This window comes from Pararhizobium sp. LjRoot238 (genome assembly GCF_964252955.1).
Lineage (GTDB): Bacteria > Pseudomonadota > Alphaproteobacteria > Rhizobiales > Rhizobiaceae > Pararhizobium.
The window spans coordinates 530,548-550,922 of record NZ_CAXUPP020000001.1; the positions used below are offsets into that span (position 1 = coordinate 530,548).

Annotated in this window: 22 protein-coding genes; all 22 read right to left on the reverse strand. The window is 60.2% G+C overall.

The annotated features are described in order from the left end of the window. Positions 1–17 precede the first annotated feature (17 nt). Complete coding sequence (locus ACSQ3F_RS02740) at positions 18–1,235, reverse strand: flagellar hook protein FlgE (protein ID WP_436098814.1); 1,218 nt, start codon at positions 1,233–1,235, stop codon at positions 18–20. A 114-nt stretch (positions 1,236–1,349) separates the two neighbouring features. After that, positions 1,350–2,021 (reverse strand): transcriptional activator Rem, encoded by a 672-nt coding sequence (gene rem / locus ACSQ3F_RS02745; protein WP_349437277.1) that lies wholly within the window; start codon positions 2,019–2,021, stop codon positions 1,350–1,352. Between the two features lie 281 nt (positions 2,022–2,302). Beyond that, positions 2,303–2,869, reverse strand: a complete 567-nt coding sequence (locus tag ACSQ3F_RS02750; RefSeq protein ID WP_436098815.1) for a transglycosylase SLT domain-containing protein — start codon at positions 2,867–2,869, stop codon at positions 2,303–2,305. After that, complete coding sequence (gene fliK / locus ACSQ3F_RS02755) at positions 2,805–4,418, reverse strand: flagellar hook-length control protein FliK (protein WP_436098816.1); 1,614 nt, start codon at positions 4,416–4,418, stop codon at positions 2,805–2,807. Before fliK ends, ACSQ3F_RS02750 begins: the two co-directional genes overlap by 65 nt. Further along, positions 4,415–5,728 (reverse strand): chemotaxis protein MotC, encoded by a 1,314-nt coding sequence (motC, locus tag ACSQ3F_RS02760; RefSeq protein WP_436098817.1) that lies wholly within the window; start codon positions 5,726–5,728, stop codon positions 4,415–4,417. The genes fliK and motC overlap by 4 nt, the downstream gene beginning before the upstream one ends. 5 nt (positions 5,729–5,733) lie before the next feature. Further along, on the reverse strand, positions 5,734–6,933 hold the full coding sequence (locus tag ACSQ3F_RS02765) for a MotB family protein (RefSeq protein WP_436098818.1): 1,200 nt from the start codon (positions 6,931–6,933) through the stop codon (positions 5,734–5,736). Then, positions 6,930–7,586, reverse strand: coding sequence for a hypothetical protein (locus ACSQ3F_RS02770; protein WP_436098819.1), 657 nt, complete (start codon positions 7,584–7,586; stop codon positions 6,930–6,932). Before ACSQ3F_RS02770 ends, ACSQ3F_RS02765 begins: the two co-directional genes overlap by 4 nt. A 536-nt stretch (positions 7,587–8,122) precedes the next feature. Continuing rightward, positions 8,123–9,091, reverse strand: coding sequence for a flagellin (locus ACSQ3F_RS02775; RefSeq protein WP_436098820.1), 969 nt, complete (start codon positions 9,089–9,091; stop codon positions 8,123–8,125). A 339-nt stretch (positions 9,092–9,430) separates the two neighbouring features. Next, positions 9,431–10,396 (reverse strand): flagellin, encoded by a 966-nt coding sequence (locus ACSQ3F_RS02780; RefSeq protein ID WP_436098821.1) that lies wholly within the window; start codon positions 10,394–10,396, stop codon positions 9,431–9,433. Between the two features lie 276 nt (positions 10,397–10,672). After that, positions 10,673–11,638 carry a flagellin gene (locus tag ACSQ3F_RS02785; protein ID WP_436098822.1) on the reverse strand — a complete coding sequence of 322 codons (966 nt, stop codon included), beginning with the start codon at positions 11,636–11,638 and terminating at the stop codon, positions 10,673–10,675. Positions 11,639–11,957: 319 nt separating this feature from the next. Continuing rightward, a complete protein-coding gene (gene fliP / locus ACSQ3F_RS02790; RefSeq protein ID WP_436098823.1) occupies positions 11,958–12,695 on the reverse strand; it encodes a flagellar type III secretion system pore protein FliP in 738 nt (245 codons plus the stop codon). Next, positions 12,692–13,243 (reverse strand): flagellar basal body-associated FliL family protein, encoded by a 552-nt coding sequence (locus tag ACSQ3F_RS02795; protein WP_436098824.1) that lies wholly within the window; start codon positions 13,241–13,243, stop codon positions 12,692–12,694. Before ACSQ3F_RS02795 ends, fliP begins: the two co-directional genes overlap by 4 nt. 48 nt (positions 13,244–13,291) lie before the next feature. Continuing rightward, positions 13,292–14,002, reverse strand: coding sequence for a flagellar basal body L-ring protein FlgH (gene flgH / locus ACSQ3F_RS02800; protein WP_436098825.1), 711 nt, complete (start codon positions 14,000–14,002; stop codon positions 13,292–13,294). After that, complete coding sequence (locus tag ACSQ3F_RS02805; RefSeq protein WP_436102017.1) at positions 13,999–14,493, reverse strand: MotE family protein; 495 nt, start codon at positions 14,491–14,493, stop codon at positions 13,999–14,001. The genes flgH and ACSQ3F_RS02805 overlap by 4 nt, the downstream gene beginning before the upstream one ends. A 47-nt stretch (positions 14,494–14,540) precedes the next feature. Next, entirely contained in the window at positions 14,541–15,656 is a 1,116-nt protein-coding gene (locus tag ACSQ3F_RS02810) for a flagellar basal body P-ring protein FlgI (protein ID WP_436098826.1), read from the reverse strand. Then, positions 15,653–16,174, reverse strand: a complete 522-nt coding sequence (flgA, locus tag ACSQ3F_RS02815) for a flagellar basal body P-ring formation chaperone FlgA (protein WP_436098827.1) — start codon at positions 16,172–16,174, stop codon at positions 15,653–15,655. The genes ACSQ3F_RS02810 and flgA overlap by 4 nt, the downstream gene beginning before the upstream one ends. A 16-nt stretch (positions 16,175–16,190) precedes the next feature. Continuing rightward, positions 16,191–16,979: a flagellar basal-body rod protein FlgG gene (gene flgG / locus ACSQ3F_RS02820; RefSeq protein ID WP_436098828.1), complete on the reverse strand. Its 789-nt coding sequence runs from the start codon at positions 16,977–16,979 to the stop codon at positions 16,191–16,193. 13 nt (positions 16,980–16,992) lie between these two features. Continuing rightward, complete coding sequence (locus ACSQ3F_RS02825; RefSeq protein WP_436098829.1) at positions 16,993–17,328, reverse strand: flagellar hook-basal body complex protein FliE; 336 nt, start codon at positions 17,326–17,328, stop codon at positions 16,993–16,995. Next, complete coding sequence (gene flgC, locus ACSQ3F_RS02830) at positions 17,328–17,747, reverse strand: flagellar basal body rod protein FlgC (RefSeq protein ID WP_436098830.1); 420 nt, start codon at positions 17,745–17,747, stop codon at positions 17,328–17,330. Before flgC ends, ACSQ3F_RS02825 begins: the two co-directional genes overlap by 1 nt. Before the next feature lie 5 nt (positions 17,748–17,752). Beyond that, positions 17,753–18,133: a flagellar basal body rod protein FlgB gene (gene flgB, locus ACSQ3F_RS02835; protein ID WP_436102018.1), complete on the reverse strand. Its 381-nt coding sequence runs from the start codon at positions 18,131–18,133 to the stop codon at positions 17,753–17,755. Positions 18,134–18,386: 253 nt separating this feature from the next. Continuing rightward, complete coding sequence (locus ACSQ3F_RS02840) at positions 18,387–18,929, reverse strand: flagellar protein (protein WP_436098831.1); 543 nt, start codon at positions 18,927–18,929, stop codon at positions 18,387–18,389. A 3-nt stretch (positions 18,930–18,932) separates the two neighbouring features. Then, positions 18,933–20,330: a flagellar protein export ATPase FliI gene (gene fliI, locus ACSQ3F_RS02845; RefSeq protein WP_436098832.1), complete on the reverse strand. Its 1,398-nt coding sequence runs from the start codon at positions 20,328–20,330 to the stop codon at positions 18,933–18,935. Positions 20,331–20,375 lie beyond the last annotated feature (45 nt).

Below are 20,375 nucleotides of genomic sequence, written 5' to 3' on the forward strand. Positions count from 1 at the left end.
TGAGCCTGTACTTTCAATTACCGCTTCAGGTTCACGAGAACGTCGAGCAGGTCGGCGCCGGTCTGGAACACCTTCGAGTTCGCCGTGTAGCTGCGCTGGGATTCGATCATTGCCGTCAGTTCGTTGGCGATATCGACGTTCGAGCCCTCAAGCGCGCCCGACTGGATGCTGCCGAAATCGCCGGAGCCGGCAAAACCGGTGACGATGACGCCCGAATCCACACCCTGCGAATAGACGTTGCCCGACTGTGGAACGAGATTGTCGGGGCTCTCGACGTTTGCAAGCGCCACGCGGTAGCGCGGATCGAGGTCGCCGTTCTCGTACTCGACGTAGACGATGCCTTCGTCGTCGATCTGGAAGCCAGTCACCTTGCTCGGCGCATTGCCGTCAATGGAACCACCATCCGGATTGAACTTGTAGCCGAGCTGCGTGGTTGCGCTCAGGTCGATGGTGAGCGACGCGAGGTCGGCGCCGGTACCTGTTAGACCGGTTATCGCAGTCGTTGTTACGGAGGTGTCGGATGTGGCCGCCAGGCTGCCATCGGCATTGAATTCGAGATTTGCTGTACCCAGCGACGTCGAGGTCTCGCGATCCACCACTTCCACCGTCCACGTGTTGTCGGCGGTTTTTGTGTAGGTAAAATCAAGCAGACGCGCATTGCCTTGGCTGTCGAAGACGCTGAGCGACGTGGTCGACGGATCCGTTACGCCGACTTCATCCGCCGAGTTGAGGTTGGCACCCATGGAACCCGTGGTGGAGCCAGAGGCGATCAGACCATCGGACGAAAGATTGACCTTTGTCAAACCGTCGAAGCCGTTGACGACAACCGTCGGATCGACGCCTTCTTCATACTCGTAACCCATCAGGGTGTAGCCGGCCGCGTTGACCAGATTGCCGTCGCCATCCGCGGTGAAAGCGCCGGCGCGGGTCAGGAAGTTCGAACCGTTTTCGCCCGAAACGATGAAAAAGCCGCCGCCACTGATGGCCAAATCGGTGTCGGACGTCGTGTAAGTCGTCGCGCCCTGCTCCGAGACGCTGTAGCGGATCTTCGTTTCGACACCGCCAGAGTTGTAGGAGCCGTTGCTCGTCGGAAGGATCAGGGAGGAGAATTCCGTCGATGCCCGCTTGTAGCCGGTGGTGTTGGCGTTGGCGATGTTTTCGGCGACGGTGCCCAGGCGGTTTGCCTGAGCATTCATGCCGGAACTACCGGTTCTCATCATTCCGTAAAGACTCATGTCCGATCCTCGTTTTCGTCGTTATGGCAACTCTAGGAAGTGGGCCTTGCGTGAACCTGTCTTGAGAGGCCGGATCGGATGCCGCCACAGCCGAAACCGCCGACACGACGATCGTCAGCTCCAGTCGATGCAGTAGCCGAGGAAACGCTTGGAATCGATCGGATCGAAGCCGAGCCGCTTGCGCAGCTTCTTGCGCAGCTTGCTGATGTGGCTTTCCACGACGTTCTCTTCGACGTCCTCATCGAAGATGCCGTAGATGGCGTTGAAGATCTGGGTCTTGGACACACGCCGGCCGCGGTTGGAGACCAGATATTCGAGAATACGGCGCTCGCGGCGCGGAAGGGCGAAGACTTCGCCATGCACTTCCGGATCCCGGCCGTCGGAGAAAACCCGGATCGGGCCGATGTCGGTGTAGTTCGCCAAGGCCTTCAGGCGGCGGCGGATAGCCGCTGCGCGGGCAAGGATTTCCCGGGGATGAACCGGCTTGCGCACCACGTCATCGACGCCGCAGTCGAAGAACGCCAGCGTCGTTTCGAGCGAGGGAGAATCGCTGATGGCGATGACCGGCGCCGAAGACCGGTCCCGGATGGCCCGTGGCAGGCTCATCGCCTTCTCGCCCTGGCCGATCAGAAACGCCTCGACGGCGTCGATATCGGTGTCGGCCGCCGTTGAAACCCAATCGCCAAATTCGCTTGGATGGAACCCGGTGGAGGGCACGCCCTCCCGTCCAAACAGTGAAGTGTATCCGTCTTTCACGAGCTCTCGCTCATCAACCACTACGATCATTCGTCCGCCTCCGAATCAGTATGGTGCCTCGATGGGACAAGAGATACGAATCGGCGGATTCCTGAACAACTATGGGAAGTTACTGGCTGAAATTAATACTAGATTAAGATTTCTGTACCGATTTGATCTATATGTAGTACGTACATCAAAATGCGCCACTAAAATTTATGTGGAAACGTTAACGCCTCATTAAGAAAGCGTTTGTGTTCATTTTTCAAACTCAATGTTGACGCAATTGGCTGGCGCGGAAAAAGTTCGAAATATATCTCCTATAGGTTGCGTTATCGGCAAAAGTTCGACGCGTTAGATGTCCATTTTCCATAGCCTGTAGCAACCAGATTGGCGATCACGCGGCAGACATATTTCTTCTGGGCGGGGTCGTTGTTGGGGCCGGCATGATACCGGGCAACGGCCATCGTCCAGGTCTCGTGCCTGGCATGAAGATTGGCCAGGAAGCGGGCGGCGTATTCGACGTTCTTCCTCGGGTTCAGCATCTCGTTCGGCGAGGCGAAATTCTCGCCGTGGAAATGGTAGTTGATCTGCATGCAGCCGAGGTCGATCAGCTTGGCTCCCTGCGCACGGGCAGCAGCAAATCGCTGCAACACCTCTTCGGCGCTGTTGGCGAAATAGGCCTTGCCCTCGATGTTCATAGCATAAGGCTGGAGCGATCCCTTGCGGCCGGTTTCCGTCAAGCCGACGGAATAAAGAATGCCTGCCGGAATCTGGTACTTCGCTGCTGCTGCCGTGATCTCGCTCTCGCAAACGCCGGTATTGGCGTTAGCGCTACATATAGACGTCGCCAGTCCGGCCAGGCTCAGCACCAGAAGACGCGTCGCTCGTACCTTCATTGCCCGTCCACCTTCCGCCGCCCTGTTCCTGGCTGCCACTATCGTTGCGCTGCCCCCTGCCCTGGGCCGGACCGTCTCCGGCCGCCTCGCGGCCATGCTGGCCCGTCTGAGGCTGTGCCTGCTGCTGCGTACTGTTACCACTGGAGGAATCCGGGGCATTGAAGACGACGTTGACCTGATCCACAGCGAAACCCTGCGCCCGAAGCGCCTTCACCATGGCACTCTGATCGTCGCTCAGCTGCCGGAAGGCGTCGCCCGTCTCCACCTTCAGCTCAACGTGCAATTCGTCATCCTTGAGCCGCAGCGTGGCCGTCACGGCGCCCAGATCGATCGGATGCATCTGGATCTTCAGCGTGTTGAGAACCTTGCCGGTAGAAGCCTCAGTCAGCGGAGCCGAAGCCGTCGTGCTCGGTTGGAGTGCGTTCGCCCATTCGGGATTGCTGGCGATCTGGCTCGTTACCGCCGACGCATTGCTGCTGGGCGCCAGGCCGAGATAGCGGCGCGCTTCAACGACAGTTACGGTTTCAGCCTTCGCAGTTGTCGTGGCAGAGTCTGCAGCATCGTTCTTGACGACTGCCTTGTCCCCATCCGAAGCAAGGCTCATGGAAACCGCCTGCCCCTTGCCATCGGCGCGGGCGAAACGAAAGACCTGATCGGATGATCCTGCCTGGGTGGCATTATTTACAGCGTTATCATCGCTTACCGCCCGGGCCTCGGGTTTCGCCGCCGCGGCATCCTTCGAGCCGACCTTGGCGTTGCCGGCGCTCTCTGCCAGCGCCTGGAACTCGGACAGGACCGGCGTCGTTTCTGCCGGCACCGTTGTGCCGGCGTCTGTCGGCTTCTGCGCGGCGCCAAGGAGCGCGAGCAAATGGCTGACATCGGCGGGCGCCGTGTCCATCGCAGCATCGGCATTGCCTTGCGAATTCGACGGCATTGCCCCGTCCGATGTCGCGGCCTCGGAATCGCTGTGTTTCGAAAGCTGCGCCTTCGGATCCTTCAAGAGGGCCTTCATCTTGTCGCCAGCCTGCTCGTCCAGGATCTGGCCGGCGCCGGCCGTCGCATCCGCGCCAAGATTGGCAAAACCGATGGACGCCAGAAGGCCCTCGGAAGTCGTCAAAGCGAACGTCTGGCCATGAGCCTCCTGTTCAACGGGGAACTCTTCCCCGGCCTGCGGCATCGGCATCTGCTTCGCGGCCGAACGGAAAGCGGCATCGGTGGTGCTTGCGAGCGCAGACTTCATCTCACCGTCATCTGCTGAACCGGGCAGGGATAACGAGTTGTCCGGGTCGATCGCGGCGGTATCACCGTTGGATACGGTATCGGTCATGGTGACAGCGGTCGTCAGCGCCTGCGTGCCGGTGTCCGTTGCTATCTTTCCGCTGATCGAAATCATCGGCTGCTTTTTCTTGCCGGCATCGGCAAAGGCATTTTCGAACGCCGAACGCTGCTTGACCGCTTCCGCTTCGTTTTGCTTGCCGCCGGACTTGGAGCCAGACTTGGCTGAACGTATCGGGGCCGTGCCCAAAAGACTGTCGTCCACAAATGTCATTTCTCGTCTTCCCCCTTCAGGAGAGAATCGATCTCGTCGAGTTTCGAGCGACCTGTGCTCAGAAACGCATCGAGAACCGGATCAGGCGGGCTCGCCTCAGACGCCGCCATCTCCTGTGTCTCCTCAGATTGCGCGGCACTCGACGCCGCCCCGGACGCCGGTGCTGCAAATGGGCTTTCGCCGCTGCCCGTCTCCGGGCCGCCTTCCCCCGCAGTGATTTGAGGTGCGATATTAGAATCAGATGCTTGCGTCAGGCTTTCTGGATCCGGCGCGCGCAACACTTCCTGCGCGACGACCGTCGCTGCCTGGCGCAACGCGCGGTCACGCGGAGAGAGCTCCGCGTCAGGAATGGAACTGATCCCCTTCACGGCTTCAAGGATATCCTGGGACGGAACGCCGACGAGCCCGGAATAGAGATTGGCCAGCGCCTTTGGACCAGCATCAGCGACATCCGAGAGCGCCTGGGCACGCTGGGAGGCAAGTGTCGCCAGTTCCTGCAGGCCGCCGATCGCCGCGCGCCGGGCAATGCGCAGATAGACTTCGCGTTGCCGGGGCTTGTCCATGAAACCGAGAATTTCCTGGATCTTGCCCTCCGTCTGTTCGCCGTAGTTTGCGACCGCCAATTCGACGAAGACATCAGCGAACTGGCTGGCATAGGGAGACGTCAGGAAGCGCCGCGCATAGGACAGGGAATAGGCAAATCCCTTGCCCGGCATGTGGCCCCGGGTCGCCAGCGCGATCGACCTCCGCAAGGCGGCTTCCTCGATATTCGTGCCCGGCGCCGTCAGCCGCGCCCAATCATAATATTTCATCGCCGCGGCAGGGTCCTGCTGCGCGGTGCCATTGCCGAGAACGAGATAGAGATAGGGACCGATACGCGCATTCCGGTATTCCGGAATGGCCTTCTCGAGATTCTCGACCATAAGCCCGCCCTTGCCGGCAAGGTAGTGGCTCAGCGCATCGACGACGCGGCTGTCGAAATTTCCTTCGATATCGCGGTCCGCGAGATAGGACAGGGTCTCGGGATTACCGCCGCTCATCGCATAGATGAAGGCTGCGTCGACATTTCTCGGATCATCGAAGACAGAGGCGTCCGCGGCCCGCAGGCGCTTGTCGATTGCGCCGAGCATGAAACGCTGCATCTCGGCGGCTGAATGGTCCCCAAGAACGATCGAATCCTGGATATACTGCAGAGAACGCAGCATCTTGTAGGGCGCCAGATCCTCCAAATCGCCGGCATGCGCCGTGAAGCCCGCAAGGGCCCCGATGGCGCAGGCGCCGAGAAGGAGGTTGCGGATCGCCTTCAGCATCGCGGTCAGCCCTGATCTGTCTGCAGCAGAATTTCGATACGCCGGTTGGCCGGCGCCAGTGGATCCTTCGGAACCTGGAGACGCTTGTCCGCAAAGCCACTGATCTGGCTGACACGGCTTTCGGCGAGACCACCGCGAACGAGCATGTAATAGGCACTCTGGGCACGATCGGACGAGAGCCGCCAATTATCGTAGACGCCTTTCCTGAAGGGCCGTCCGTCGGTGTGGCCGCGGATAGCGATCGCGCCCGTACGCTCGGACAAAAGCTTGCCGATCTTCTCCATGGCGATGACCATGTCTTTCTCAGGCACGGCCGAGCCGACACCGAACATCGGCGTGTCTGCCTGTTCGCTGATCGTGACAAGAAGCCCGCCCTCGGTCGGCGTCACCAGCAATCCTTCGGCAAGCTTGCCGGCATTCCCGCCGATTTCCTTCTCGATTTCGGCCTTCAGCGCCTTGGCTGCATTGTCATCAGGTTTGGCCGACGCGGCCTTTTCCGGCTGATCAGCCTGATCTTTCATCTGCGTGTCGGACTGGGCTTGTGCGGCCAAGGCAGTCTCCTTCGACGCATCGGCCGGCCCATCTCCCGCCTTGGCATCGAGGCTGTCTCCGCCCTTTTCCGCGTCCTGCAGTTCGACCTGTTTCGTCCAGAAATCCGGATCGAACGGGTCGCGATAGGCTTCGCCGCCTTCGGCGCCGGTCGCAGGGCCGGAGGTCGACGCGCCTCCATCGCCCTTGGCACTGATATTGGCCTGACGGCCGGTTTCATTGACGATTTCGGACATGACCGAATAGGGATTTTCGAAGAAATCGGCGTCGGAATATTGCGTTTCCTCACCCGACGTCGCCGTCAGGTCGTCGCCGCTTTTGGCCGATCCGCCGGTCCGCGTCTCCGTGCCGTTGACCTTCGACTTCATCTGGTCTTCTTCACCCTTGGCGTCCTTGGCCGGCTGCTTGACGCCCTTTTCGGACGGCTTGGCATCGGTCAGTTGCACAGGGTTGAAATAGGAGGCAAGTGCTGCCTTGGTCTGCGGATTGGCCGCATTGATCAGCCACATGACGAGGAAGAACGCCATCATCGCCGTCATGAAGTCGGCATAGGCGATTTTCCAGGCGCCGCCATGATGGCCGTCGTGGTTGCCGCCATGGCGCTTGACGATGATGATTTCGTTCTTGCCGTGGTGATGGCTTTCGTTCTCGCTCATGCCAGCACCTTCCTGACCGTATCGGCCCAGGCAGCCATTCGCGTCACCAGGATCGAATCGCCGAACTCAACCGAAAGGTCGATGTCGGCGGTTTCCTGGTGGCGGAAGATCAGTGTTTCATCATCGAGACGACGCTTCAGCGCCTCGAACAGAGCTAAGGGGCCCTTCACCGTGACTTTGGCTCCCTCGCCGGCGCCGACCGAGTGGGCGATCATGCGCGCCAAGTCAGCGACGGATTTGCGCAGCAGCACCTCGTCCATCACCGGTGCCAAAACACGCGCCGTCTGGTCGGAAAGCATTGTGGCGAGTTGGGACCCCATGTCGGAGAAGCGATCGTAGATCAACGCGGCGATTTCATTCTCGCAGCGCACGCGCATGGCCTCTAGCTCTGCAGCGTGGCGCGCGTTCAGCGCGGCGATTTCCGTTGCCTGCAAAGCAAGCTGCTCGGCTTCCGCTTCACGGCGCCCTTGCGCGACTGCGTCGCGGCGCTCTGCCTCGATATCGATCTGCGGTTCGGCCTGCTGCTTCATGGCGAAAGCACCATCGGCTGGAAAGTCGTCATCGAGGTCCGGGAAATATCGCGGCGGGACCATCGAGAGATCGACCTTGGGAGCGCTGAAATCCTTGAGATAGCGGGAAATGGAAGCGCTCATCGGCTGCCTCCCGTGACACAGGTCATCGTTTCGGTCACGGCTCGGCCCGCCCCCTTTTCGGTTGCTGGCAGCATTTGGCTAACGGGCCTGAAAACAAAAGACTGTGACACTTCCGGGAAGTCTCCTTCAGGAACCTGCGGAACGGCAACGCCGCACGGCCCGAACATTTTCAATCCGTACCGGCTCGCCGTCCGGAGAACCCGGTGGCGCAGGCCGCATACAACGGCAGCACAATATTCATATTGCCTGGCAACCCGGACGAGGATGGTTGCGGTTGAAGACTACCCAGCCAAACTTGCGCGAAAATGTAGGTCGGAAATGTAATAGCTGGTCTCGATGATAGGCTCCTATCATCGAGACCAGGTATGAGGTGTTGGACCGCGCTCGGGCAATTAGCGCGGTCCAACCGTTTCCAACCATACCGATGACCGGCGGCACGGCGGAAAGACTTGGTCGCGGCCCCGCAGGGGGGCGGCGATGAGCCAGGATGGCGCAGCCCGGAACTTTGCCCACCGTTCCGTCCGCGAAGAGCGGACTTACTGCTGGAACAGACGCAGGATGTTTTCGGAGTTGGTATTGGCGATCGAGAGCGCCTGGATGCCCAGCTGCTGCTGCGTCTGCAACGCCTTTAGCCTGGTCGATTCCTCGTTCATGTCGGCGTCCACCAGGCGGCCGACACCCTTGTCGATCACGTCCATCAGGTTGGCGACGAAGTTTTCCTGCATGTCGATGCGACTGGTGATGGCGCCGAGGGTCGCGGCGGCGTCGGTCGCATCGCCGAGGATCGCGTCCACGACGCGGATCATGGCTTCGATGTCTGCATCGGCGGTGGCCGCGGTCAGCGCAATTGCCGTGCCTGCTGCAGTCGTTGTCGACGAGGCATCGATCAGGAAGTAGTTCGCAACCGTGCCGGTCGGCGTGGACAGTTCGGCGTCTGCGTCATAGTCCTTCGTCAGAAGGCCGAGAGCAGCGTCATCCGTATCGATCAGGATCGACGATGCCGTATCGTAATCCAGCGTCGAGACGGAAACGGTGCCTGTGGTGGAACGGTTGAAGGATGCGACGATCTGCTTGACGCCGGCCGCAGTGCCGCTGTCGTTGTAGAGCCAGTTTTCACCGGAGAAGGAAGCTGATTCGGCCGCCGATGCCAGCTGGTTCTTGAGCTCGGTGAGCTCCTTGTTGATCTTGGTCTTGTCGACGCCCGGTTCGCGCGCAGCGACGAGCTTTGCCTTGATCTCGGAGACGAGATCGATGGCAGAGCTCATGCCGGCATAGGATGTGTCGATCTTCGCAGCACCCAGCCCGAGCGCGTCCTGAACGGTCGACAAGGCGGCATTGTCCGAGCGCATCGTGGTCGCGATCGACCAGTAGGCGGCGTTGTCCGCCGCGGTCTCGACGCGATAGCCGGAGGAAATGCGGCTCTGCACGTCTTCCATGTTCGTATTGATCGAACGCAACGTCTGGAGAGCGGCCATCGCCGCGGAATTGGTGAGGATGCTGGTCATTGGTCATTGCCCCAGTTCAAATTTAAACGGAACATTCCGGATTGATGACCGGCAGCGACGGGACCAGCGTCATGCAAACTGCCCCATGTTTAGCCCAAGGACAGCCTATCGCTCTTAACGAATACTTAACGGTCACATGGTTAACAAACCATTAATGGCGTTAGCAAGTGGGTAATCAAAATGAACAAAAATAAATATGAATTGCTGAATCGTTAAGACCCGCGACGGCCAGCGCGCGCAACGCGAAAGCCGCGCCCCTTGCGGGGCGCGGCCTGTTGGATCGCTGGCGGGATCGATGATGAAATCCGCTCGCCGGCACTATCGCTTTGCCTGTTCCGATTAACGGAAGAGCGAAAGGATGTTTTCCGAGTTGGAGTTGGCGATCGAGAGCGCCTGGATGCCGAGCTGCTGCTGCGTCTGCAGGGCCTTAAGGCGCGTCGACTCTTCGTTCATGTCGGCATCGACGAGGCGACCGACACCCTTGTCGATCACATCCATCAGGTCGGCCATGAAGTCGTCCTGCATCGAGATGCGGGAGTTGGTGGCGCCGAGGGTCGCGGCGGCATCGGTCGCATCGCCGAGGATCGCGTCTACGACGCGGATCATGGCTTCGATTTCTGTATCCAAGGTGGCCGCGGTCAGCGCAATTGCCGTGCCTGCTGCAGTCGTTGTCGAGGTGACATCGACCAGGAAGTAGTTCGCAACCGTGCCCGTCGGCGTGGACAGTTCGGCGTCTGCGTCATAGTCCTTCGTCAGAAGGCCGAGAGCAGCGTCATCGGTATCGATCAGAACCGAAGTCGAAGCGTCAAATTCGAGAATACCAACCGAAACGTTACCGTTGGAATCGCGGGTGAACGAACCGACCATTTCCTTGGTGCCGATAGCCGTCGTCGACGAGTTATAAAGCCAGTTTTCGCCGGAGAAGGACGCCGACTGAGCGGTCGAAACCAGCTGGTTCTTGAGCTCGGTGAGTTCCTTGTCGATCTTGGTCTTGTCAACGCCCGGTTCGCGGGCAGCAACCAGCTTGGCCTTGATTTCGGAGATGACTTCGATGGCGTTGTCGAGGCCGGTATAGGCCGTGTCCGTCTTGGCAGCGCCGAGACCGAGAGCGTCCTGAACGGTGGAGAGCGCCTTGTTGTCCGAACGCATGGTCGTTGCGATCGACCAGTAAGCGGCGTTGTCGGAAGCGTCGCCAACGCGCAGACCGGAGGAAACGCGACCCTGGGTCGTTTCCATGCCGTCGCTGATCGAACGCAGGGTCGAGAGAGCTGCCATTGCAGCCGAATTGGTGAGAATGCTCGTCATGGTAAAACTGCCCCTTTTGAACAGGTGAAATGGAAGGGACATTCCGGTCGTTACCCGGGAAACAGCAGCCAGCTTCATGCCTGCTAACGCGTTACATTTCTTGGTTAACCCGCTGTTTCGATGGTCATAGAAAACACCAACATGGTTAAAGAAAACCTAAAGGCGGAAATTAATTTTCGGCGCATAAGAAAAAACCGCACCTCTTGCGAGATGCGGTTTTCTGTAGGTCGCGGAGCGGCCGTTTGGGGGGGGATGGCTGCCCCGCGCCGTTTTCGATTAACGGAACAGCGACAGGATGTTCTGCGAGTCCGAGTTGGCGATCGAGAGTGCCTGGATGCCGAGCTGCTGCTGTGTCTGCAGGGCTTTAAGGCGCGTCGACTCTTCGTTCATGTCGGCATCGACGAGGCGACCGACACCCTTGTCGATCACATCCATCAGGTCGGCCATGAATTCGTCCTGCATCGAGATACGGTTGTTGGTGGCGCCGAGGGTCGCGGCGGCATCGGTCGCATCGCCGAGGATCGCGTCTACGACGCGGATCATGGCTTCGATTTCTGTATCCAAGGTGGCCGCGGTCAGCGCAATTGCCGTGCCTGCTGCAGTCGTTGTCGAAGTGGCATCGACCAGGAAGTAGTTCGCAGTCGTACCGGTCGGCGTTGACAGCTCGGCGTCTGCGTCATAGTCCTTCGTCAGAAGGCCGAGAGCAGCGTCATCGGTATCGACCAGAACCGAAGTCGAAGCGTCGAATTCGAGAACACCAACCGAAACGTTACCGTTGGAATCGCGGGTGAACGAACCGACCATTTCCTTGGTGCCGATAGCCGTCGTCGAGTCGTTGTAGAGCCAGTTCTCGCCGGAGAAGGACGCCGACTGGGCGGTCGATACCAGCTGGTTCTTGAGCTCGGTGATTTCCGAGTTGATCTTGGTCTTGTCGACGCCCGGTTCGCGGGCAGCAACCAGCTTGGCCTTGATTTCCGAGATAACGTCGATCGCGTTGTCGAGGCCGGTATAGGCCGTGTCCGTCTTGGCAGCGCCGAGACCGAGAGCGTCCTGAACGGTGGAAAGAGCCTTGTTGTCCGAACGCATGGTCGTTGCGATCGACCAGTAAGCGGCGTTGTCGGACGCGTCGCCAACGCGCAGACCGGAGGAGATGCGACCCTGGGTCGATTCCATGTCCGAGGAGATCGAACGCAGCGTCGAGAGTGCTGCCATTGCAGAAGAGTTTGTCAGGATGCTTGTCATTGGGGTTGTCCCTCTAGATACAAAATACAATTGGGGGACATACCGGACTAAAATACTTACCGGTGATGACGGCTCGGCATCATGCCACTCGGCCCCTGTTGGTCAGGCGGTCCAAATCCGTCATGTGAGGGTAATGTCGCAGGCAAACATTGCAATTTGTTTAAACGCGGCCTGCATATTACATATATCTTATTTAAAGAGAGAGCGCAGCCGGGGCAATCAAGCTTCCTATTTATACATACAATTCAAAGACTTGATTTATTTCGCCAGAGCGCGCGCATGGCGGAAAATTGACCGTCCGTTAACCACGCCAATGAGATCAGCTGAACGACCGCACCAGGCTGCCGACGAGCAGGTTCCAGCCGTCGATCAGAACGAAGAAAAGGATCTTGAAGGGCAGCGAGATCGAGGTGGGCGGCAGCATCATCATGCCCATCGCCATGGTGATCGTGGCAACGATCAGATCGATCACGAGGAACGGCAGCATGATCAGGAAGCCGATCTCGAAACCGCGCCTGATTTCCGAAATCATGAAGGCCGGCACGACGGCGCGAAGATCGACCTTGTTGTCGACGACGACGTTCTGGCCCTTCTCCCGGGCGATGTCGATGAAGAGCTGCAGGTCCTTGTCGCGCGTATTGGCGAGCATGAAATCCCTGAACGGCTCCGAGACGCGCGTCATCGCCTCGGTTTCATTGATCTGGTTTTGCAACAGCGGATTGATGCCGCTCTGCCAGGCGCGATCGAATGTCGGCGCCATGACGTAGAAGGTCATGAACAGGGCGAGGCTGACCATGATCATGTTAGAAGGGGTCGTGGCGAGGCCCATGCCGGAACGCAGGATGGCAAAGGCAATGACGAAGCGCGGAAAGCTCGTCACCATGATCAGGATACCCGGCGCGACTGACAGGACGGTCAGAAGGCCGAACGTGCGGATGATCCAGGACGCGACAGAGCCGTCGACGGGCGTCTTCAGGATGTCAGCAGGAAAGCCCTGCGCGCCCGCGATGCCCGACATCGCCATCATGGCGGCTATGAATGCGATGGTCCGAATCATTGAATAACGAATGTCCTGAAGATGACATTGGTTACGCGCCCTTCGGAACGAAGGTCAACCCGTTCTTCTATGTCATCCTTCAGATACTGAAATCCGCGTGGCCCCTGGATCTGCTGCAGAGACACCGTCTTCATGTAAGCGGCGATATCCTGATGGATCTGCTCGGCCATGGCGACGTCGGGGGCGCCCTTGAAAAGCAGCGCGACTTCGAGCCGTATCCAGTTTTCGGTGGGGTAAGCAAGATTGGTCGTGATCGCATCGAGCTGGACGACGCCATTGGCCTCCGTCGCGATCCGAGGCAGCCCTTCGTCTTTATTGCTGCCCTCTTCGCCACCCGCCTGTTCGGCCTTCTTGGCCTTGTTGGCAACGGCAGCTTTCGCCTCCTCGACCATCTTCGCTTCTTCCACGCTCAGCGGCTTTGGCGCGAGGACGCCGCCGACCAGCCATCCGCCACCGCCTGCCAGCAGCGTCAGAACGACAAGAGCAGCGATCGTCATCACCTTCGATGGTCCCTTAGGCGCAGGCGAAGCCGTATCGAGATCTTCCATGTTCAAATCCATCTCGTGTTATGCCGCGCAGACACGGCGAGGCCGCCGTCAGATCGGCGAGACGATGTCCATGACCTGCTGGCCCCATGGCGGCTGCTGCACTTCGCTCAGACGGCCGCGGCCGCCATAGGAAATGCGTGCCTCGGCGATCTTGTCGTAGGAGATCATGTTGTTCGCATCGACGTCATAGGGCCGGACGATACCGGCGACATTGAGGATGCGGATCTCGTGGTTGACGCGCACTTCCTGCGAACCGCTGATCAGAAGGTTGCCGTTTTCGAGCACACCGGTCACGACGGCAGCGACGAGCAGAGCCAGCTTTTCAGACCGCTCCGTCGTTCCCTCGCCCTTCGTACTGGTGTTCGAGCCGTAGTCGAGACCACCCTTCCAGCCGAAATCGCTCGATTCGGACTCGCCGTTTGCGCCGATGTTGAACCCGCTGTCGTTGGTTCGGCTGCGATCGGTCTTGTTGTCGAACGAAGCCTTGTCGTCGATGCGGATATCGACGGTCAGGATGTCGCCGACCTTGAGAGCGCGCGCATCCTTGAACAGCGCCGCCTGGTTGTCGCTCCAGAGTGAAAACCCGTTGGCAACGTGACGCGGCTCCTTCGGATACATTGCCATCTGCGGCGTCTGCGCATATTGCAGGCCGCTGCCGATCGGGCTCATCGAAGGTGCCCTGCCGATTTCGTTGAAAGTCTGGTTCTGGCATCCCGACAGCAGGCTGGCAGCGAGAAGAACCGAAAGCGGATATCTCATGACGGTTCCTTCGACGTTGTTGAATCGCTGGCGCTGGAAATGATGTTGGTGAGAACGGCCGCCTTGTCGCTGCTCATCTCGCTGAGGATGAGGCTCGACTGGCGGGGGGGCAGCTTCATGACGATCGCCGCGGCGATGGCGGGATTGACCAGTTCGAGCTGCCCGGCCGCCGCATCCGCCTTCATGGTCTTGTAGATATCGACGAGGCCAAGCTCGGCCTGCTTCAGGAAATCATTGCGGCGTTTCAGCCAGTCCTCGTATTCGGCGCGGCGCTCCTCGAGCTTGGCGATGCGGGTATCGACCTCGGCCTGGAGCTTTTCCAGATCCTTCTTCTGCAGGAGGTAACGCTGGTCGCGGGCAGCATCGGCAATATTGGTGCAGAACTGCTGGATTTCGTCGCCGTTCGCCGGAATGGCTGTCGCGGGTGCGGCGACTTCCTGCGCGAAGGCGCCGGGCATGGCAAGCATGGTGCAGCCGGCCGCCAGCATCATCAGGCGGCGGCGCAGATTGTTCGGCTGGGCAGAGGGACTAGGTGCGGTCATTGCAATACGAGCTCCGCCTGGAGGGCACCGGCCGTCTTGATGCCCTGGAGAATGGAAATGATGCCGTCCGGCTTCACGCCGATGCTGTTGAGTCCTGCGACGAGCGAGCGCAGGTTCGAACCGTCGAGAATGGCGACGGTGCCGCCGTCTTGCGCCGCGTCGATGGTCGTGTTCGGCTCGACCGCCGTTTCGCCGCGCGAAAAGGGCTCCGGCTGCACGACGGTCGGCGTTTCGGAGACTTGAACCGTCAGAGTGCCGTAGCTGACGGCAACCTTGTTGATCCGCACGTCCTGCCCGATCACGATCGTCCCGGTGCGCTCGTTGATGACGACACGCGCGGGGACGTCGGTCTCGATGACGAGGTTTTCGATATCGGCCATCAGGCGGGAGAGATCGGCCATCTTCGGCTTGTCGATGACAACCGTCTGCGAATCCTGCGCCTGAGCGATATTGCCGCCAAACTGGGTCTTGCTGTAGCGGTTGATCGCCGCGGCCATGCCGACGGCGGTCGAGAAGTCGGGGTTTCTCAGCTGAAGAACGAGATTGAACGCATCCTTGAACTTGGCCGGCAATTCGCGCTCGATGATGGCGCCGTTCGGCACGCGGCCTGACGTGGTGACCCCCTGGGTCACGGAGGCCGCGTCGCCCTGCGCATTGAATCCCGTCACGACGACCGACCCCTGCGCAACCGCATATATCTGACCATCGGCTCCGGAAAGCGACGTCATGACCAACGTGCCGCCGCGAAGCGAGGTGGAGTCGCCGAGCGACCCGACGGTCACGTCGATGCGGCTGCCAGCGCTCGCGAAAGGCGGCAGATTGGCCGTGACCAGAACCGCGGCAATATTCTTCGCGCGGGATTCATCGTCCTGCGTCGAAATACCGAGATTCTGCAGCATCGCGCGCAGCGATTGCGCGGTGAACGGTGAGGAACGCAAGCTGTCGCCGGTCCCCTGAAGGCCGACGACGAGGCCGTAGCCGATCAGCTGGTTCTCGCGTCCCGACTGCACCGAGGCGACATCCTTGATGCGCGAGGCAGCCTCAGCCGGCGTGATCGCCATTGCGAAGACCGCGATGAAGGCCAGGCACCATTTGCCGACACGAAAGATCATTTTGCCACCACATGAATTGTTCCGTCTTCCATCACCGTTCCGGAAACGATGATGCCGGAATCCGTGTTGCGCACCCGGATGAGGTCGCCGACCGCAGCATTCTCCAGGGGAGCGCCGCCGGCCGTTATGGTCAGAGGTCCGTTGGTGAAGACGATCCGTACCGCCTTGCCGCGCTCCACGGTATAGGGATCGCGCAGGCCCGAGACGAGAATGACGCGTCCTGCGAGCAGCGTGCGGCTGGTGACCTTGCCGGTCACCTGCTCCGTGGATGTCGCATAGTCGCCGGTGAGCGACGGGTTCGTCACCTCGACCTCTTCGAGGCGGTTGGCATCGATGATTTCGCCAGGATAGATCGTCTGAGTGGGAATGACCGCCATGCGCTTTTCGGCGAGTGCCAGGCCAGGCGACATCAGACAGGCGCAAAGAGAGCCGGTCGCCGCCAGCGCCCGCAGAAGAAATCCTCCGCGGGTGACGGCAGCTGTCAATATCGATGCGTTGGCAGTCCGGCGAAACGTCATGTTTGCCATTCCTCTGTTATCTCAGGTTCTTGCTGACCGTCGCAGCCATTTCGTCGGCGGCCTGGATGATCTTCGAATTCATTTCATAGGCGCGCTGGGCGGAGATCAGGTCGGTGATTTCCTTGACCGGATCGACGTTCGACGCCTCGAGATACTTCTGCTTGATCTGCGCGTAGCCGGGATCGGCCGGCGTGCCGATCACCGGCTCGCCGGAGGCCGGCGTCTGCTTGAAGAGATTGTCGCCCTGCGGCTCAAGACCCGCCTCGTTGACGAAGTTGGCGATCGTCAGCTGGCCGATTTCCTGCGGAACGGTGTCGTTGCCGATGCGGACGGTCACCTGACCGGACGAACTGACGGTGATCTCGCTCGCATTCTGCGGCACGGTGATCTCCGGAATGACGGTGTAGCCGTCGATGGTGACCAGCTGGCCGTCGGCGTTTGTGTTGAAGGCGCCGGCACGGGTATAGGCCGTTTCGCCGTCCGGAGTCTCGATCTGGAACCAGCCGCGGCCGATCAGCGCCATGTCGAGGTCGTTGCCGGTGCTGACCAGGCTGCCCTGCAGATGCAGGTTGCGCACGGCGGATGTCTGGACGCCGAGACCGATGTTGGCGCCTTCCGGCACGATCGCCTGGTTGGCGCGGTTCGGTACGCCCTGGGCGCGCTCGGTCTGGTAGAGAAGGTCGGAGAACTCCGCCCGCGCGCGCTTGTAACCGGTGGTGTTGATGTTCGCGATGTTGTTCGCGATCACTTCCAGGTTCAGCTGCTGGGCGTTCATGCCGGTCGCGGCGATGGAAAGAGCCTTCATTATTTTTTGTTCCTTAAATCGCCATACGTGCAATTTCGAGATAGGCGCTGACCACCTTGTCGCGGATGGCGATGGCGGTTTGCAGCGACTGCTCGGCATTCATCACGGCGTCGATGACTTCGCGGGTGTTGGCCTCGCCGCGAATGCCCTGGATGGAGGAGATTTCCGACCGTTTCAGACTGTTGGTCACCTCGGTCGCCATGTTGCCCATGACTTCGGCAAAGCTCTGCGAGGCGCCGGCCGTTGCTGCGCCACCGAGAATGCTCTGTGCCGAAGAGGTGCTGGAAGTGGTCGTGACGTCTTTGACGGTCGAAATCGCCGCGCTGATGGTCTCGATTGCGTTGATCATTATTGCGAAGCCCTCAGGAGGTCGATTGTTGCGGAAATCAGGTCGCGCGCCTGCTTCGTGGTCTGGAGATTGGCTTCATAGGAGCGGTTCGCTTCCCGCATGTCGGCCATTTCGATCAGGATGTTGACGTTCGGCAGCTTGACCATGCCCTTGTCGTCGGCAGCCGGATTGCCCGGGTCGAATTCGACGGTGAACTCGGAATCGTCGGTTCCCAGGCGCTGGACCTCGACAGTGGAGGCGCCGCTGACGCGATCGACTTCCGCAGCGAAACTGACTGTCTTGCGGCGATATGGATCGGTTCCCGGCGCGTCGCCCGTCGAGCGGGCGTTGGCAATGTTTTCCGAAACGATGCGCAGGCGCGTCGATTCCGCTTCGAGGCCGGAGGCTGAAACCTTGAGAGCTGAAACCAGAGGATCCATCGCGCTTATTTCCGTACCGTCATGAGCATCATCCGATGAAACGCCTTCACGAGCCCGGTATTGAGCTCGTAGTCGCGTTTGACTTCACCGGTCTTCATCAATTCCTGTTCCAGCTGGACGCTGTTGCCCGACTGCTGCACCTGCGCATCGCTGATCAAGCTGGTTTCCGTCACCTGGGCGGCGGTGCTTCCGTCAGTGAAATGGGCCGGATTGGTGGCTGCCATCTGAAAGCCGGTTTCCTGCAGGACGCTTTCGAACGGCTTGACGTCCTTGGCCGCATAATGCGGCGTATTGGCATTGGCGATGTTGCCGGCGACGACGTTCTGGCGGACTGCCAGCCATTGCGCCTGCCGGGACGCGAGATCAAAAAGCTGTATAGGTTGCATCATGCGACTCCATGCTTGTTGCTGGAGAACCTAGGCAAGCAATCTTGCGTGGGACTGAATTGAAAAAGGCCGTGTGCTGCAGGTGCTAACAAACGCTTTTCAAGCGAAAGCTTCGCATTGCATGCGCTCTGTCAGACCGAAAAACGATGGAACGGGAATGGTTTGGCGTGTTTCAGCACTTTTGTAGCGCCACAACCAGCTGCCCGAGAGCGGCAGTGCGCAGGTTGACGCGGTGGGTCGTCGACGCGCCGAATCACTCAGCCTGCTGGATTTCGCCCTTGGAGGTGATCATCACCCAGCGCCCGTCGCGCTGCTCCAATGTGGCAAGACGACTGTTGTCCGGCAGGATCGAGCCGATACGGACAATGTACATGCCGCTACTGTCTTCGATCAGCGCGCGGCCATTGGCGACGTGGACCAGCTTGAAACCCGTCGCCGCCGGAAACGGCTGTTCCAGACCATCTTCCGGACTGTCGTCCAGCTTCCTGCTTTCGCCTTCCGGAACCGTTGCCGTGGTCAGCTGATCAATCGCCGCCTGGGTGGCTGCATCGCGGTCCGTCATGGCCAGCGGCGAGGAGACGCCGCCAGGGCCGACCCGGCCCGGCACATCGCGGGTACTACCTTCCCAAAGCGACGGCATCGAGAACTGATCCTGGTGCAGGAATGCGTACCAGGGAAAGAAGGTAGCAAGGGCCGCAAGGGCGATACCGGTCGCACCCAGCGCCTTGTCGATCAGTGGCGTGCGCTCATTGCGCTTGCGCTGCGGCACGATTTCGTCGGCGTCGTAATCTGTCACCTCTTAGCCCCTTCGCATGTTCTGCGCCTGGCCGCCGACGTTCGCTGCCGCCTTCAGAGCATTTGCGAGGTCGGTGAACGCATCGAAGGCCGGCCGCTCGCCCGGCGTCTGTTTCAAGATGTCGTAGATGACCGGCACCTGCTTGATCGCCATGTCCAGGTCCGGATCACTGCCCGGCCGGTAACCGCCGATCAGCCGCAGGTCGCGGGTTTCTTCAAAACGGTGGATCAGCGACTTCAATCGCGCCACGAGCTTTTCCTGATCGGGCGTCCAGGCCTTGCGGGCAAGACGCGAGACCGAAGCAAGTGGATTGACCGGCGGATAGCGGCCCTCTTCGGCTAGGCTGCGGTCCATGACGATGTGACCGTCGAGAATGCCGCGGGTCGAGTCGGCGATCGGGTCGTTGTGGTTGTCGCCGTCGACGAGAATCGAGATGATCGCGGTGATCGTGCCCGCCCCTTCAGCTCCCGGCCCCGCACGCTCGAGCAACCGCGGCAGTTCGGTGAAAACCGATGCCGGGTAGCCGCGCGCGATCGGCGGCTCACCGGAGGCCGTTGCGACCTCACGGATGGCGTGAGCAAAACGGGTGACACTGTCGATGATCAAAAGGACGTTGTCGCCCTGGTCACGGTAATGCTCGGCGATCGTCACGGCGGTCAGCGGCGCCATCTTGCGCAGCATTGGGCTCTCATCGCTGGTCGCCACCACAGCGACCGACTTGGAGAGGTTTTCACCGAGCGTATCCTCGATGAATTCGCGCACTTCACGGCCACGTTCACCGACCAGCGCGATGACAACCTTGTCGAAGGCATCGGCGCGGGCAAGCATCGACAGAAGCGTCGATTTGCCGACGCCGGAGCCTGCGAAGACGCCGAGACGCTGGCCGAGGCAGAGCGGGGAAAAGATGTCGATTGCCCGGACACCGGTGCGGAAGCCATGCTCGACGCGCTTGCGGGTCATCGATGGCGGCGCCGTATTGGAAATCGACCGGCGAATATCGCCCTGCAGCAGCGGACCGCGCCCGTCGATCGGATTGCCCAGCGAATTGATCGTGCGCCCGCACCAGGATTCTGTCGGCGCGATGCGGAAGGCGCCCTTGCGGATCACCGTGTCATGAATGCCGATCGGATCGCCCGGCTCAATCGGGCAGACGACAACTGTCTCCTGCTCGACCTTGACGACTTCGCCGAGATGAATGCCCGTCGAACTCTTGTGGGCGACAAAATCGCCGAGGCGAACATGCCGCGAGAGCCCGGACACCGTGTAATAGCCGGAGGAAATCGTCTGGACGTGGCCACCGGGTGCAATCGAAAACTCCGGATTGGAGTAACGCCCGACAAGGCCCGCGAGCGCCGCAAGCGATGTCGAGGAATTGCGTATCTTAAGTTGTTCGTTCTGCATTCCGGTTCCTGCCGCCTGCCCTGCCCCGCTCTGCCGAGCATCGGC

Coding starts and splice junctions, on each gene's coding strand:
- ACSQ3F_RS02740 (WP_436098814.1), bottom strand. CDS start 1,235: ATGAGTCTTTACGGAATGATGAGAACCGGTAGTTCCGGCATGAATGCT.
- rem (WP_349437277.1), bottom strand. CDS start 2,021: ATGATCGTAGTGGTTGATGAGCGAGAGCTCGTGAAAGACGGATACACT.
- ACSQ3F_RS02750 (WP_436098815.1), bottom strand. CDS start 2,869: ATGAAGGTACGAGCGACGCGTCTTCTGGTGCTGAGCCTGGCCGGACTG.
- fliK (WP_436098816.1), bottom strand. CDS start 4,418: ATGACATTTGTGGACGACAGTCTTTTGGGCACGGCCCCGATACGTTCA.
- motC (WP_436098817.1), bottom strand. CDS start 5,728: ATGCTGAAGGCGATCCGCAACCTCCTTCTCGGCGCCTGCGCCATCGGG.
- ACSQ3F_RS02765 (WP_436098818.1), bottom strand. CDS start 6,933: ATGAGCGAGAACGAAAGCCATCACCACGGCAAGAACGAAATCATCATC.
- ACSQ3F_RS02770 (WP_436098819.1), bottom strand. CDS start 7,586: ATGAGCGCTTCCATTTCCCGCTATCTCAAGGATTTCAGCGCTCCCAAG.
- ACSQ3F_RS02775 (WP_436098820.1), bottom strand. CDS start 9,091: ATGACCAGCATCCTCACCAATTCCGCGGCGATGGCCGCTCTCCAGACG.
- ACSQ3F_RS02780 (WP_436098821.1), bottom strand. CDS start 10,396: ATGACGAGCATTCTCACCAATTCGGCTGCAATGGCAGCTCTCTCGACC.
- ACSQ3F_RS02785 (WP_436098822.1), bottom strand. CDS start 11,638: ATGACAAGCATCCTGACAAACTCTTCTGCAATGGCAGCACTCTCGACG.
- fliP (WP_436098823.1), bottom strand. CDS start 12,695: ATGATTCGGACCATCGCATTCATAGCCGCCATGATGGCGATGTCGGGC.
- ACSQ3F_RS02795 (WP_436098824.1), bottom strand. CDS start 13,243: ATGGAAGATCTCGATACGGCTTCGCCTGCGCCTAAGGGACCATCGAAG.
- flgH (WP_436098825.1), bottom strand. CDS start 14,002: ATGAGATATCCGCTTTCGGTTCTTCTCGCTGCCAGCCTGCTGTCGGGA.
- ACSQ3F_RS02805 (WP_436102017.1), bottom strand. CDS start 14,493: ATGATGCTGGCGGCCGGCTGCACCATGCTTGCCATGCCCGGCGCCTTC.
- ACSQ3F_RS02810 (WP_436098826.1), bottom strand. CDS start 15,656: ATGATCTTTCGTGTCGGCAAATGGTGCCTGGCCTTCATCGCGGTCTTC.
- flgA (WP_436098827.1), bottom strand. CDS start 16,174: ATGACGTTTCGCCGGACTGCCAACGCATCGATATTGACAGCTGCCGTC.
- flgG (WP_436098828.1), bottom strand. CDS start 16,979: ATGAAGGCTCTTTCCATCGCCGCGACCGGCATGAACGCCCAGCAGCTG.
- ACSQ3F_RS02825 (WP_436098829.1), bottom strand. CDS start 17,328: ATGATCAACGCAATCGAGACCATCAGCGCGGCGATTTCGACCGTCAAA.
- flgC (WP_436098830.1), bottom strand. CDS start 17,747: ATGGATCCTCTGGTTTCAGCTCTCAAGGTTTCAGCCTCCGGCCTCGAA.
- flgB (WP_436102018.1), bottom strand. CDS start 18,133: ATGCAACCTATACAGCTTTTTGATCTCGCGTCCCGGCAGGCGCAATGG.
- fliI (WP_436098832.1), bottom strand. CDS start 20,330: ATGCAGAACGAACAACTTAAGATACGCAATTCCTCGACATCGCTTGCG.